This window comes from Streptomyces sp. CB00455 (assembly GCF_001905445.1).
Taxonomy (GTDB): Bacteria; Actinomycetota; Actinomycetes; order Streptomycetales; family Streptomycetaceae; genus Streptomyces.
Map to the genome: position 1 here is coordinate 1 of NZ_LIVQ01000009.1, position 12,985 is coordinate 12,985.

10 protein-coding genes and 1 rRNA gene are annotated in these 12,985 nt (G+C 73.1%); 7 read left to right on the forward strand and 4 right to left on the reverse strand.

Annotation, left to right across the window (positions count from 1 at the left end; translation table 11 throughout):
• Positions 1-202, reverse strand: a 16S ribosomal RNA gene (locus tag AMK16_RS28445); the annotation flags it as partial.
• 754 nt (positions 203-956) lie between these two features.
• On the opposite strand from AMK16_RS28445, the gene AMK16_RS28455 reads away from it, so the two are divergent.
• Together AMK16_RS28455 and ptsP are read left to right on the forward strand one after the other, a co-directional pair.
• Positions 957-1,406 (forward strand): PTS sugar transporter subunit IIA, encoded by a 450-nt coding sequence (locus AMK16_RS28455; RefSeq protein WP_073920198.1) that lies wholly within the window; start codon positions 957-959, stop codon positions 1,404-1,406.
• A gap of 74 nt (positions 1,407-1,480) precedes the next feature.
• The gene (ptsP, locus tag AMK16_RS28460; RefSeq protein ID WP_073920199.1) at positions 1,481-3,151 is read left to right on the forward strand and encodes a phosphoenolpyruvate--protein phosphotransferase; all 1,671 of its coding nucleotides are present in this window, start codon (positions 1,481-1,483) and stop codon (positions 3,149-3,151) included.
• Positions 3,152-3,302: 151 nt separating this feature from the next.
• Here ptsP and AMK16_RS28465 read toward each other — a convergent pair whose 3' ends face one another.
• Both AMK16_RS28465 and AMK16_RS28470 read right to left on the reverse strand, forming a co-directional pair.
• On the reverse strand, positions 3,303-4,220 hold the full coding sequence (locus AMK16_RS28465; RefSeq protein WP_073920200.1) for a hypothetical protein: 918 nt from the start codon (positions 4,218-4,220) through the stop codon (positions 3,303-3,305).
• A 63-nt stretch (positions 4,221-4,283) separates the two neighbouring features.
• The gene (locus AMK16_RS28470; protein WP_073920201.1) at positions 4,284-6,260 is read right to left on the reverse strand and encodes an acetoacetate--CoA ligase; all 1,977 of its coding nucleotides are present in this window, start codon (positions 6,258-6,260) and stop codon (positions 4,284-4,286) included.
• Between the two features lie 223 nt (positions 6,261-6,483).
• Between AMK16_RS28470 and AMK16_RS28475 the strand changes: the two genes are divergently transcribed.
• The gene (locus AMK16_RS28475) at positions 6,484-8,979 is read left to right on the forward strand and encodes a glycoside hydrolase family 31 protein (protein ID WP_073920202.1); all 2,496 of its coding nucleotides are present in this window, start codon (positions 6,484-6,486) and stop codon (positions 8,977-8,979) included.
• 283 nt (positions 8,980-9,262) lie between these two features.
• On the opposite strand, the gene AMK16_RS28480 is transcribed toward AMK16_RS28475, so the two are convergent.
• Positions 9,263-9,883: an NUDIX domain-containing protein gene (locus tag AMK16_RS28480; RefSeq protein ID WP_073920203.1), complete on the reverse strand. Its 621-nt coding sequence runs from the start codon at positions 9,881-9,883 to the stop codon at positions 9,263-9,265.
• A gap of 29 nt (positions 9,884-9,912) precedes the next feature.
• Here AMK16_RS28480 and AMK16_RS28485 point away from each other — a divergent pair, with 29 nt between their 5' ends.
• The 4 genes from AMK16_RS28485 to AMK16_RS37785 are packed head-to-tail and all read left to right on the forward strand — an operon-like array spanning position 9,913 to position 12,884.
• Positions 9,913-10,695 carry a M15 family metallopeptidase gene (locus AMK16_RS28485; RefSeq protein ID WP_073920431.1) on the forward strand — a complete coding sequence of 261 codons (783 nt, stop codon included), beginning with the start codon at positions 9,913-9,915 and terminating at the stop codon, positions 10,693-10,695.
• A 13-nt stretch (positions 10,696-10,708) separates the two neighbouring features.
• Entirely contained in the window at positions 10,709-11,047 is a 339-nt protein-coding gene (locus AMK16_RS28490) for a DUF962 domain-containing protein (protein ID WP_073920204.1), read from the forward strand.
• Positions 11,048-11,079: 32 nt separating this feature from the next.
• Positions 11,080-11,565, forward strand: a complete 486-nt coding sequence (locus AMK16_RS28495; protein ID WP_073920432.1) for a Zn-ribbon domain-containing OB-fold protein — start codon at positions 11,080-11,082, stop codon at positions 11,563-11,565.
• Positions 11,562-12,884: a lipid-transfer protein gene (locus tag AMK16_RS37785; protein ID WP_242438977.1), complete on the forward strand. Its 1,323-nt coding sequence runs from the start codon at positions 11,562-11,564 to the stop codon at positions 12,882-12,884. Before AMK16_RS28495 ends, AMK16_RS37785 begins: the two co-directional genes overlap by 4 nt.
• Positions 12,885-12,985: the final 101 nt, after the last annotated feature.

Here is a 12,985-nt window from a genome sequence, read left to right on the forward strand (position 1 = left end):
TTCAACCCCCACCCATGCAGGCAGGAGTATTATCCGGTATTAGACCCCGTTTCCAGGGCTTGTCCCAGAGTGAAGGGCAGATTGCCCACGTGTTACTCACCCGTTCGCCACTAATCCACCCCGAAGGGCTTCATCGTTCGACTTGCATGTGTTAAGCACGCCGCCAGCGTTCGTCCTGAGCCAGGATCAAACTCTCCATGAATGTTTACCCGTAATCGGGTGCACACATCACTTAGAGCGGGCACGTCCAGTCGGAATAAGACCGACGCGCCACAACGTCCTCGCTGTGTAATCGCCTGCAAGCACCCCGAAACCGGAGCCCCACAGGTCTTTTTCAAAGGAACCTCATCCACCGAAATGGACGGGGTATCAACTTTTGGCGTTGATTTTTGGCACGCTGTTGAGTTCTCAAGGAACGGACGCTTCCTTTGTACTCACCGCAGTATCACTACTGGGGCTTTCCTCCGGGCTTCGTTCTGTTCTGCTGTCTTGCGTTTCCGACTCTATCAGAGCATTTCGGCCCCGATTTCCTCGGTGCTTTCCAGGTCCTGCGCTTTCGCGCTTTCCCTTTCCGGCGATTCCGACTCTAGCAGCGATTCTCCGCCGGACTGACCACCCGCCGTACCAGCCAGCCCGAAGGCATACGGAAAGATGATCCAGAGGAAGATCGATACTGAAGAGAGGGATCCCGTCCGGCGTACGTTCGCGAGAAGTTCACACGATCCGTCGCTGCGGGACTCACGACAGTACACACCCACCGGTGCCCAGGCAAATCGTTCCGGGCGTATGGTCTAGTCCACCGGTCTAGTCCACTAGTCTCCCTGCCGAGGGACCAGTTCGGTCTGGACCTACATCAGGCGAACCCGAACATCTACTGACTTATCCTTCTGAAGAGTGCGCCGTTCGCGACAGGTAGTGACGGCGCCACTGAGAAGCCCCACCCCTGGGAGGCCCCCATGACCAGCGTGACGTCCCCACTTGCCGGGCGCGCCATCGGACTCGCGGCAGTGCCCGATCCGGTGTTCTCCGGCGCGATGGTGGGACCGGGCACCGCTATCGATCCCGTGCGCGAGCCCTCGGAGGCGGTGTCCCCCGTTGAGGGTGTGGTCGTCTCCCTGCACCCGCACGCGTACGTCGTCGTCGACGGTGAAGGCCACGGTGTGCTCACGCACCTGGGGATCGACACCGTCCAGCTCAACGGCGAGGGCTTCGAGCTGCTCGTCAACAAGGGCGACACCGTGACGCGCGGCCAGGCCGTCATCCGCTGGAACCCTGCCGCGGTCGAGGCCGCGGGCAAGTCCCCCGTATGCCCCGTGGTGGCGCTGGAGGCGTCTGCCGAGTCCCTCTCCGATGTGGCCGAGGGCGGCGACATGAAGGCCGGGGACGTTCTCTTCAACTGGAAGTGATACGTCCGCCTGCACGGGCGAGTCGGACATCCACCGCGGCGGCTCGGTCCGCCGCTCAATCGGAGACGGGTGAAATGGAGACAACGCTGCGAGGCGTCGGCGTGAGCCACGGTGTGGCGATCGGCGAGGTTCGGCACATGGGTACGGCGGTCCTCGAACCGCCGGCCAAGCAGATCACCGCGGACGAGGCGGAGCGCGAACAGGGGCGCGCCCGTCAGGCCGTGGGAGCCGTGTCGGCCGACCTGATCGCACGCGGCCAGCTGGCCGGTGGCGAAGCCCAGCACGTGCTAGAGGCTCAGGCGATGATCGCCACGGACCCCGAGCTGATGGCGGACGTCGACCGGCGGATCGCCGTCGGCAGCACCGCGGAGCGGGGCGTGTACGACGCGTTCGCCTCCTACCGCGACCTGCTCGCGGGAGCCGGTGAGTACATGGCCGGCCGCGTGGCCGACCTGGACGACGTACGGAACCGGATCGTGGCGCGCCTGTTGGGCGTGCCGATGCCGGGTGTCCCCGACAGCGACGAGCCGTACGTACTGATCGCGAGGGACCTGGCCCCCGCCGACACGGCCCTGCTCGACCCGGCGCTCGTCCTCGGCTTCGTCACCGAGGAAGGCGGTCCGACCAGCCACAGCGCGATCCTCGCGCGGGCCCTGGGGGTGCCGGCGATCGTGGCGTTGCCGGGTGCGGGCGAGATCGCCGAGGGCACGGTCATCGCCGTCGACGGCAGCACCGGTGACCTGTGGATCGAGCCGACCGCGCAGAAGCGGGCCGAGCTGGAGGCGTCGGCCGCCGAGCGCAGGGCCGCTCTCGCCGCGTCGTCCGGTCCGGGCGCGACCTCCGACGGGCACAAGGTGCCACTGCTGGCCAACGTCGGCGGTCCGTCCGACGTGCCGGCCGCGGTCGAGGCCGGGGCGGAGGGCGTGGGCCTGTTCCGCACCGAGTTCCTGTTCCTGGACGACAGCAAGAAGGCGCCGTCCGAGGAGAAGCAGGTCGAGTCCTACCGCAAGGTGCTGGAGGCCTTCCCGGAGGGTCGGGTCGTCGTACGCGTCCTGGACGCCGGCGCCGACAAGCCGCTGGACTTCCTGACTCCGTCCGACGAGCCGAACCCGGCGCTGGGCGTACGCGGGCTGCGCGCGCTGCTGGACCACCCCGAGGTGCTGCGGACGCAGCTGACCGCGCTGGCCAAGGCGTCCGAGGGGCTGCCCGTCCACCTGGAGGTCATGGCCCCGATGGTGGCGGACCGGGCCGATGCCAAGGCTTTCGCGGACGCGTGCCGCGAGGCGGGGCTGCGGGCGAAGTTCGGCGCGATGGTGGAGATCCCCTCCGCCGCGCTGCGGGCGCGCTCGATCCTCCAGGAGGTCGAGTTCCTGTCGCTGGGGACCAACGACCTGGCGCAGTACGCCTTCGCCGCCGACCGTCAGGTCGGTGCGGTGTCCCGGCTCCAGGACCCCTGGCAGCCGGCGCTGCTCGATCTGATCGCCGTGTCGGCCGAGGCCGCCAAGGCGGAGGGCAAGAGCTGCGGTGTCTGCGGCGAGGCTGCTTCGGACCCGCTGCTGGCGTGTGTGCTGACGGGTCTGGGCGTCACCTCCCTGTCGATGGGTGCCGCCTCGATTCCGTACGTGCGGGCGACCCTCGCGAAGTACACGCTGGCGCAGTGCCGGCGCGCCGCGGCCGCGGCGCGGGCGTGCGACAGCGCCGAGGAGGCCCGGCTGGCCGCCCGGGCGGTGCTGTCCGGCGAGTGACACGACCTGGCGGGTTGTCGAGTCGAGGGGCCTTCGCCGGTGGCGAGGGCCCCTCGGCCGTCTCCGGGCGTGGTGACGGCGCTCGGCTCCCCTTGTCGTTCCTGCCCGCTTGTCGTTCCTGCCCGCTTGTCGTTCCTGCCCGGGCGCCCCGCTAGTGGTGGGGGCCCGGGCCGTCGACCTCGTAGCCGGGGCAGTACTCGACGCCCGGCTCGGGGGCGACGGGCTCCCCGGTGTCCGCATCCGTGCAGTAGGCGTTGAAGACGGCCGCTGCCGAGAGGGCGGTGAGACGGCCGCGGTCCAGGCGCCAGCCGTGGACCCGGTCCCGGTGGCCCTCGGTGGTGCTCCGCAGTACCAGTCCCCCGGGGCCGCCGAGGGCGAGGCCGGCGGCCAGGACGGTCACGAAGTCGAGGCCGTCGCTGCCTTCGATGCGGGGTGGGGCTTCCGGATCCGGTCCGGTCTCGGCGTGGAGGACCGCCACGAGCTGCTCCGCCCGGGTCGGGACGCTGCAGACGAGGTGGTGGCGGCCGGGGCCGGCGCCCGACACGAGCCTGCGGAGGGCGGCGGCGGCACGTTCGAAGGAGGTGTGGCCGATGTCCTCACCGCAGTCCGCGCAGGTGCCGGCCTCGGCGAGGAGGGTGGTGGCGTATTCCCAGGTGGCGTGCCGGACTGCTTCGTCGACGAGGAGCGGGACGAGTTCGTCGATGGGCTGGCCGGTGTAGGGCAGGGTGGCGCCGGCGCCGGCCAGTTCCGCGGTGAAGCGGGTGCGGGTTTCGGCGGTGTCGGGATCGAGGCCGTGCTCCCCGCAGTAGTCGGCGTATTCCTCGGGGTCGAAGAGCACGACGGTGGTGTGGATGCCCTGGGCGGCGAGGGACCGCAGCAGGCCGTCGACGTGGCGCAGGTAGTCCTGGTGGTCGTCGAAGGCGAAGCTGCGGTAGCCGCGCATGGCGGCGAAGTCCCCGGCGTCGGCCAGCAGGCCGACGGTGCTGGGGACCTCGCGGCGCAGCCGGCGGCGGCGGTCGGTGGGACCGGCGCCCGTGGTGCGGTGCCCGGCGTTGTTCTTCGGTGGCATGGCTCCCCCTGAGTGTCGCAATCACTTGCTCACTCAGAGTAATCATCGCCACTGACAGTGACCTCAGCCGCGGGTGCGGGCCAGCTCCTCGTAGAAGTGGAGGAGGTCGAGGTTGTCGACGGAGCCCGGGTTGACCGCCTTGGCCAGCGGCGCGCCCTGGAGGAGCCGCTTGACGGGGACCTCGATGCGCTTGCCGGTGAGGGTGTGCGGGATGCCGGGGACTTCGATGATCTCGTCCGGGACGTGGCGCGGGGAGAGTTCCTCGCGGATGGTGGCCTTGATCCGGGCGCGGAGGCCTTCGTCGAGGGCGGCTCCGGGGACGAGGTGGACGAAGAGCGGCATCCAGTAGCCGCCGTTCGGCTCTTCCAGCCCGATGACCAGGGATTCCCTGATCTCGGGGAGGCGCTCGACGGCCTCGTAGATGTCGGCGGAGCCCATACGGACGCCCTGGCGGTTGAGGGTGGAGTCGGAGCGGCCGTGGATGATCACCGAATCGTGGTCGGTGATGGTGATCCAGTCCCCGTGGCGCCAGACGCCCGGGAACATCTCGAAGTAGCTGTCGCGGTAACGGCTGCCGTCGGGGTCGTTCCAGAAGCGGATCGGCATCGACGGCATGGGGTTGGTGACGACGAGCTCGCCGACCTCGCCGGTGACGGGCTTGCCTGAGGGGTCCCATGCCTGGAGGTCCGTACCGAGGCAGGCGGCCTGGAGCTCGCCGATGTGGACGGGGAGGGTGGGGACGGCGCCCGCGAAGCAGCTGCAGACGTCGGTGCCGCCGCTGACGGAGGCGATCCAGAGGTCTTCGGCGACCTCGTCGTGCAGCCAGCGGAAGCCGTCGGGCGGGAGGGGTGAGCCGGTCGTCGCCACGCACTTCACGGCGGAGAGGTCGAAGTCGCGGGACGGGTGGACCCCGGCCTTGCGGCAGGCCATGACGTAGGCGGCGGAGGTTCCGTAGAGGGTGGCTCCGGTGCGCTCGGCGATGCGCCACTGGGCGCCGGTGTCGGGGAAGCCGGGGCTGCCGTCGTATAGGACGACGGTGGTGCCGGTGAGCAGGCCGGAGACGAGGAAGTTCCACATCATCCAGCCGGTGGAGGTGTACCAGAAGAACCGGTCCTGCGGGCCGAGGTCGCAGTGCAGGCCGAGCTGCTTGAGGTGTTCGAGGAGGATGCCGCCCTGGGACTGGACGATGGCCTTGGGCAGGCCGGTCGTACCGGAGGAGTAGAGGACCCACAGGGGGTGGTCGAAGGGGACGGACTCGAAGACGGGCTCGGTGTCCGCGGCCGTGAGGGCGGCCCAGTCGAGGGCGCCCTCGGGGGCCGGCGTGCCGAGGAGGGGGATGTGGACGACGGCGCGCAGGGAGGGCAGCTCCGCGCGGAGCTCGGCCACGGTGTCGCGGCGGTCGTGTTCCTTGCCCCCGTAGCGGTAGCCGTCCACGGTGAACAGGACGACCGGTTCGACCTGCTGGAAGCGGTCGAGGACGCTGCGGGCGCCGAAGTCGGGGGCGCAGGAGGTCCATACGCCTCCGACGGCGGCGGTGGCGAGGAGCGCGACGACGGCCTCGGGGATGTTGGGGAGGTAGCCGCTGACGCGGTCGCCGGGGCGCACGCCGAGGGCGCGCAGCTCGGCGGCGAGGGAGCCGACCTGGCGGCGGAGCCCGGCCCAGGTGACGGGGGTGGTCTCGTGGGTCTCGTCCACGTGGAGGAGGGCGGGGTCCTCGGCGCGGGCCGGGTCCTCGGCGGCGCGCAGCGCGTGCTCGGCGTAGTTGAGGGTGGATCCGGTGAACCACTGGGCGCCGGGCATGGTGCGGTCGTCGAGGACGGATGCGTACGGGGTGGTGAAGCGGACCTCGAACCACTCGGCGACGGCCTGCCAGAAGGTGTCGAGCTCCTCGACGGACCAGCGGTGCAGGGCCGCGTAGCCGCCGTCGGCCGGGGCTCCGAAGCGGTCGGCGGCCCAGGCGTGGAAGGCGGTGATCCGGGCCGCGGCGATCCGGTCGGGGCCAGGGGCCCAGAGGGGTTCCGGCTGCGTGGCTGAGGTCATGGGTCGGCTCCCGGTCAAGTCTGCGGCTCGCGCTTCGTGTGCGTACGGTGCCATCGCGCGGGGGGTGTGGGCGCGGCGGCTCACTGGGACGATGCCATGTGATCGACCTGCGCACCAGAGCCGTTCCCGGGCGGCGGGGTGATCGTCGTAGGGGCGCCGCTCCAGGGTGAACGGCAGTTGAACGCCGTCCCCCGGGCTGCGGCCCGGTGGCAGGGTGAGGCGCATGGACGGTCGCGATCTGGTGCGTGCGGTGAAGGACATGGGTACGGAGCGCGGGCGGCGCGCCTGGCTTTCGGCGTGGCGCCACCGGCGGGCGGACGCGACGGGGCTCGCGCGCCGGGGCGCGGAGCGGGCGCGGGTGCCGGGGCTGCTGAGGGGTACGGAGCCGCGGCCGGGCGGGGGCGTGCTGCGGTTCGCGCGCTCGGAGCTGCTGGTTCGGGTCACGGCCGGGGGCGCCGTCTTCTGGGGCTGGGACGGGGCGGCGCCGACTCCGTCGTACGCGGTGGTGGGCTCGGGGCCGGAGCCGGACCCGCGGGCGGTGCTGGAGCCGGACACCGGGGGTGGCTGGCGGGTGGTGTCGGAGCGGGTGACGGTGGCGGTGTCCCGGCACGGGGCGGTCGAGGTGCGCACGCCGGGCGGGACGGTGCTGCGGCGGGAGCTGCCGCCGCGGTGGTGGGAGCCGGTGCAGCCGGTGGCCCCGGGCGCGGAGCCGGTGGGCGTGGGCGGGGCGGCGGCGGGCGTGGCGGCGGCGGGCGTGGGCGGGGCGGCGGCGGGCGGGGAAGGCGACGGGGTGGGGCCGGTCGGCGGGGACGGAGCCGTCGGTGGGGCGGGCGGCGCAGGCGGGGCGGGGCGGTGGTCGCAGCGCAGTGAGGTGGCGGCGGACGCGCGGTTCTTCGGGCTGGGCGCGCGGTCGGCGGGCCCGCGGCTGCGGGACGGTGTGTACCGGCTGTGGAACACGGACCCCAAGGGCGGCTTCGGACCGGGCGACGATCCGCTGTACCTCACCATGCCGGTGCAGCTGGTCGTGGCGGACGCGGGCACGCACCTGGTGTTCCACGACAACTCCTGGGACGGCAGGGTGCTGTTGCGCGAGGGCGAGGAAGGCGCGGGCTCGGGGGCCGACCGCCCCGGGTCGAGCGAACTGCGCATGGAGGGCGGGCCCCTCCGGTGCTGGGTGCTGGTGGGAACGCCGGCGCGGGTGCTGCAGGGCTGGTCGGTGCTGACGGGCGCGGCCGCGGTGCCGCCGGAGTGGGCCCTGGGGTACCAGCACGCACGGTGGGGGTTCGGGACTGCGGCGGAGGTGCGCCGGGTGGTGGACGGCTATGCGGCGCGCGGGCTCGCGCTGTCGGCCGTACACCTGGACATCGACCACTACGACGGGCACCGGGTGTTCACGGTGGACCGGGACAACTTCCCCGATCTGCCGGGATTGGCGCGGGAACTGGCGGGGCGGGGGGTGCGGCTCGTGTCCATCGTGGACCCGGCGGTGAAGGCGGGCGACGCGGTGCACACGGCCGGGCGGGCGGTGGGGGCGGCGGGGGCCTTCGTACGGGACGCGCGGGGGGCGGAGGTGCGCGGCGAGGTCTGGCCGGGCGAGTGCGTGTACCCGGACTTCACGGATCCCGCGGTACGGGAGTGGTGGGGCGGGCTGTACGAGGAGCGGCTGGCACAGGGTTTCGCGGGTTTCTGGCACGACATGAACGAGCCGGTGTCCTTCGCGCCCTTCGGGGACTCCACGCTGCCGCGGTCCGCGCGGCACGCGATGGACGGCGCGGGCGGGGACCACCGGGCCGGGCACAACGTCTACGCCCTGGGGATGGCACGGGCGGGCTGGGAGGGGCTGGTCCGGCTGCGGCCCGCCGAGCGGCCGTTCCTGTTCTCCCGGTCGGGGTGGGCGGGGATGCAGCGGTACGGGGGGTCGTGGTCCGGAGACGTGGACAGCAGCTGGGCGGGGCTGCGGGCCTCGCTGGCGCTGGTGCTGGGACTCGGGCTGTGCGGGGTGCCGTACTCGGGGCCGGACGTCGGGGGTTTCGGCGGGTCCCCTTCGCCCGAGCTCTACCTGCGGTGGCTGCAACTGGGGGCGTACCTGCCGCTGTTCCGGACCCACTCGGCGCTGTGGGCCGGGCGGCGGGAGCCGTGGGAGTTCGGGCCGGAGGTGGAGGAGGCGGCCCGCGCGGTGATCGCGGAGCGGGAGCGGCTGCGGCCGTACTTCGTGTCGCTGGCACACCTGGCGCGGCGGACGGGGGCCCCGTACGTGCGGCCGCTGTGGTGGGGTGCGCCGGAGGAGCGGCGGCTGCGGGACTGCGAGGACGCCTTCCTGCTGGGAGACGCGCTGCTGGTCGCGCCGGTGCTGGAGCGCGGGGCGGACCGGCGGGCGGTGCGGCTGCCGAGGGGGCGGTGGTACGACACGGCGACCGGGGAGGCGTACGAGGGCCCGGGGCAGATCCTGCTGGACGCCCCGCAGGGCCGGATCCCTGTGCTGGCGCGGGCGGGCTCGGTGCTGCCGGTGCGGGCGGCCGGAGGGGACGGCGGGGTGGAGCTGGAAGTGTGGGCCCCGGCGCGGGGCCGCACGGGTGGCGGCGTGGTGGTCCGGGATCCGGGCCCGGGCTTCGAACCGGGCGAGGTGGAGCGGTACACCGTGCGGTGGGCCGGGGACGCACTGCGGGTCGAGACGGAGACGGGGGCCGAGGCCGGGGACGTGGTCGTGCGGGGGCTGTAGGAGGCCACCGGGCCACCCGGATGCGGCCGGGGAGCCGGATGGGCGGGTTTCCCCGGCCGCATCGCCGGACCCGGCCGGGCAGTCGGCTGGCGGACCAACGCGCGAGGCCCGGCGGGGCTCGCCCGGCGCGAACGCACGGCGGGGCGGGACGCCGGACGAGGCCGCACGGCGGGAGCGCACGGTGGGGCCTCGGGCGGGGTCGTGTGGTGTGGTGGCGGGCGGGTCGCGGGGGTGGCCGTGGCCGGCGGGGTGGGGCACCGCGGGGCCGGCTGTGCGCGGGTCCTCAAGGGGTGTAGCGGCCTGCGAACCAGGACGCGGCGGCCTGGGTGTGGAGGGGGAAGGCCAGTTCGGCCGGGGTGCGCAGGATGTGCCAGCCCGTGGTCTCGTGCGTGGGCGCCGGGGCGGGGAGGGTGGCGGTGGGCCGGAGCGGGAGGAGACCGAAGAGGAGGAGGTGACCCGCCGGAGAGCTGAGGGCGTCGGCGAGGGTGACCTCCGACGCGGGGGCCGTGATGCCGGTCTCCTCGCGGAGTTCGCGGACGACCGCGTCGCGCCAGTCCTCGCCGAAGTCGATGAAGCCGCCGGGGAGCGCGGTGCCGCCGAGGGCCGGTTCGATGGCGCGGGTGATGACGACGAGCCCGGTGCCCTCCGCGTCCTCTACCGGGAGGAGGGTGACGGCCACCGGAAGCGGGTTGCGGTAGGCGGTGGTCCCGCAGGAGGCGCAGGTGCGGGGCCAGGCGGGCGCGGCCGTGGCCGGGCCCGTAGCCGTAGCCGTAGCCGTGGACGGACCTGTGCCGGTAGCCGCGGCCGTGCCCGTGGACGGGCCCGTGGCGTACGGCGCCCCGCAGGTGGAGCAGTACGCGTGCGGGCCCTGGTGCGGTTGCGCGTTGCTGAGCTGTTCCGGCATCCGGCGATGGTATGCCAAGGGGTATGCGGATGACTGCTGTTGCGGGCGTACTGGTTCTGCTGACCGTGGCGGCCGGCGGGACGGCGGTCGCCGGGCACCCGGCGCAGCCCCGGCTGGGGCCGCCCCCGGTAGCGGCGGCCCGGTCCACCGCGCCGCGCGCGCCGGGGCCGGTGCCGGCGGCGCCGCGGGGATTCGTCTCGCTGCGCGAAGTGGATCCGAGCATTCGGCAGGACATGCGGTACGCCGGGGAGCGGAACTTCACCGGTGCGGTCGTGGACGGGTACGAGGAGCCGGTCTGTCTGCTGGCCCGGCCCGCGGCCCAGGCACTGCGGCGGGCGCAGCGGGGCTTGCTGCGGCGCGGGTACGTCCTGCGCGTGTACGACTGCTACCGGCCGCAGCGGGCGGTCGACCGGTTCGTGCGGTGGGCCGGTGAACCGGAGGGGCCCGGATCACGAAGAGCCAAGGCGGAGTTCTATCCCCACGTGGAGCGGAGCCGGCTGATCCCCGAGGGGTACATCGCCGCGAGGTCCGGGCACAGCCGCGGGAGCACGGTCGACGTCACCCTGGAGGAGGTCCGCGGCCGGGCGGTGGACATGGGGACGGCCTTCGACTTCTTCGATCCCCTCTCGCACACGGATGATCCGCGGGTGACCGGCGCCGCCCGCGCCCACCGCCGGCTCCTGAGATCGGCGCTGGCCGAGCAGGGTTTCGTGAACCTGCCCGAGGAGTGGTGGCACTTCACCCTCACCCCCGAGGCGTTTCCCGGCACGCATTTCGATTTTCCCGTCGCTGTCGGCGCCGTCCGGCCGTGAGTACCGTGCCCGCATGACTTTCGGTTCGTACGAGGAATTCTGGCCCTACTACGTCGCGATGCACGCGCGCGCCGCCACCCGCTGGGTGCATTGTGCCGGGACCCTGACCGGCCTCGCAGTGACCGCCTACGGGGTGGTGCGCGGGCGCAAGCGGTATCTGGCCGCGCTGCCGCTCATCGGGTACGGGACCGCGTGGCCGGCCCACTTCCTGATCGAGAAGAACAATCCTGCCACCTTCGGCCATCCGGGGTGGTCGCTGCGCGGGGACGCGCAGATGATCCGGATGATGCTGACCGGCCGGGACGCGGAGCTGGACGAGATCGCCCGGAAGTGGCTCGCCGAGAACCGGTGACCCCGTGCCCCACCCGTGACACACTCCTGACGATGCGTCAGGTATACGGCTCGGGAGGGGTCTTGGCACAGACACGTACACCCGTCGTGAGCGGGTGGTTCACGGAGAGCGCGGCGGACGGCGGCTTCCGGCTGCTCGGCACCAGGTGTTCGGCCTGCGCCGCGGTGTTCTTCCCGCGGGAGGACGCGTACTGCCGCAATCCGCACTGTCCGGGCGGCGGTGAGCTCGCCGAGGTCCCGCTGTCCCGGCGCGGCCGGGTGTGGTCCTACACCGACGGGCACTACCGGCCGCCGGCGCCCTACGTGTCCGACCCGGATACGCCCTGGGAGCCGTACACGCTGGTCGCGGTGGAGCTGGAGGCCGAGGGGATGGTCGTGCTGGGGCAGGCGGCGCCCGGGGTGGGCGTCGGCGACCTGGCGGTCGGGATGGAGGTCGAGGTGGTGGGCGGCGTGCTGAACGAGGACGCCGGGACGGCCTGGACCACCTGGCGCTTCCGGCCGGTGGGAGGGGCCCGGTGAGCGGCGAGGTCGCCGTCCTCGGCGCCGGGATGCACCCCTGGGGCAAGTGGGGGCGCAGCTTCGTGGAGTACGGGCGGGCCGCCGCGCGGGAGGCGCTGGCCGATGCCGGGCTGGGCTGGGCTGACGTGCAGTCGATCGTGGGTGCCGACACCGTGCGCTCGGGATACCCCGGCTACGTGGCCGGTGCGACCTTCGCCCGGGCGCTCGGCTGGCAGGGAGCACGGGTGACCAGCGTGTACGCGGCCTGCGCGTCCGGTGCGCAGGCCATCGGCGCGGCCCGGGCGCAGATCCTGGCCGGTCTGGCCGACGTCGTCCTGGTGGTGGGCGCGGACGCGGCGCCCAAGGGGTTCTTCGCCCCGGCGGGAGGCGAGCGGCCGGACGATCCGGACTGGCTTCGCTTCCGCGTGCTGGGCGCCACCAACCCGGCGTACTTCGCGTTGTACGCGCGCCGCCGGATGGCCGTGTACGGGGACACCACCGAGGACTTCGCCCGGGTCAAGGTGAAGAACGCGGCGGCCGGGGCGCTCAACCCGAACGCCCGCTACCGCAAGGCCGTCACCCCCGGGGAGGTCGCGGCGTCGGCGGTCGTCGCCGATCCGCTGCGGCTGCTCGACATCTGTGCCACCTCCGACGGGGGCGCGGCGCTGGTGCTGACGAGCATGGACTTCGCGCGGGCGCGCGGCGTGACGGCTCCGGTGCGGATCCGGGCCGTCTCGACGGTGACGCCGACCTATCCGCGGACGGTGCTGGACCTGCCGGACATCGCGACCGACTCGACGGTGGGCGCCCGGGCAGACTCAGCCGGTGGTGCGGGTGCCGGTACCGGTTTCGATGCGGCTGCCGGTGCCGGTGCGGGTGCCGATTGCGGAGCCGGTGCCAGTTGCGGGCCGGGTTCCGGAGCGCTCCCCGGCGCGGGCTCCGGCACGGCCACCCGTTCGTTCCGGTCCTCGATCGCGCGCGCCGCCTACGAGGAGGCGGGGCTGGGCCCGGAGGACCTCTCGCTCGCCGAGGTGTACGACCTGTCCACCGCCTTGGAGCTGGAGTGGTACGAGGACATCGGCCTGTGCGGCGAGGGCGCGGGCGCCGAGCTCCTCCGCGAGGGCGCGACCGCCCTCGCAGGGCGGATCCCCGTCAACACCAGCGGCGGCCTGGCCTCGTTCGGGGAGGCGGTACCGGCCCAGGCCATCGCCCAGGTCTGTGAGCTGACGTGGCAGCTGCGCGGTACGGCCGGGGACCGGCAGGTGCCCGGCGCGCGAACCGGGATCACCGCCAACCAGGGCTTGTTCGGACACGGCTCGGCGGTCGTCGTGGTGCGCTGAGCCGCGGTGACCAGCGGGTGTTGTCCGGACGCTTGACGGCCTCCGGCGGCGGGTTCACACTCGCTCCACGGTCCCGCGCGCGCCGTTACGGGACACCCGAA

Coding starts and splice junctions, on each gene's coding strand:
- AMK16_RS28455 (WP_073920198.1), top strand. CDS start 957: ATGACCAGCGTGACGTCCCCACTTGCCGGGCGCGCCATCGGACTCGCG.
- ptsP (WP_073920199.1), top strand. CDS start 1,481: ATGGAGACAACGCTGCGAGGCGTCGGCGTGAGCCACGGTGTGGCGATC.
- AMK16_RS28465 (WP_073920200.1), bottom strand. CDS start 4,220: ATGCCACCGAAGAACAACGCCGGGCACCGCACCACGGGCGCCGGTCCC.
- AMK16_RS28470 (WP_073920201.1), bottom strand. CDS start 6,260: ATGACCTCAGCCACGCAGCCGGAACCCCTCTGGGCCCCTGGCCCCGAC.
- AMK16_RS28475 (WP_073920202.1), top strand. CDS start 6,484: ATGGACGGTCGCGATCTGGTGCGTGCGGTGAAGGACATGGGTACGGAG.
- AMK16_RS28480 (WP_073920203.1), bottom strand. CDS start 9,883: ATGCCGGAACAGCTCAGCAACGCGCAACCGCACCAGGGCCCGCACGCG.
- AMK16_RS28485 (WP_073920431.1), top strand. CDS start 9,913: ATGACTGCTGTTGCGGGCGTACTGGTTCTGCTGACCGTGGCGGCCGGC.
- AMK16_RS28490 (WP_073920204.1), top strand. CDS start 10,709: ATGACTTTCGGTTCGTACGAGGAATTCTGGCCCTACTACGTCGCGATG.
- AMK16_RS28495 (WP_073920432.1), top strand. CDS start 11,080: ATGCGTCAGGTATACGGCTCGGGAGGGGTCTTGGCACAGACACGTACA.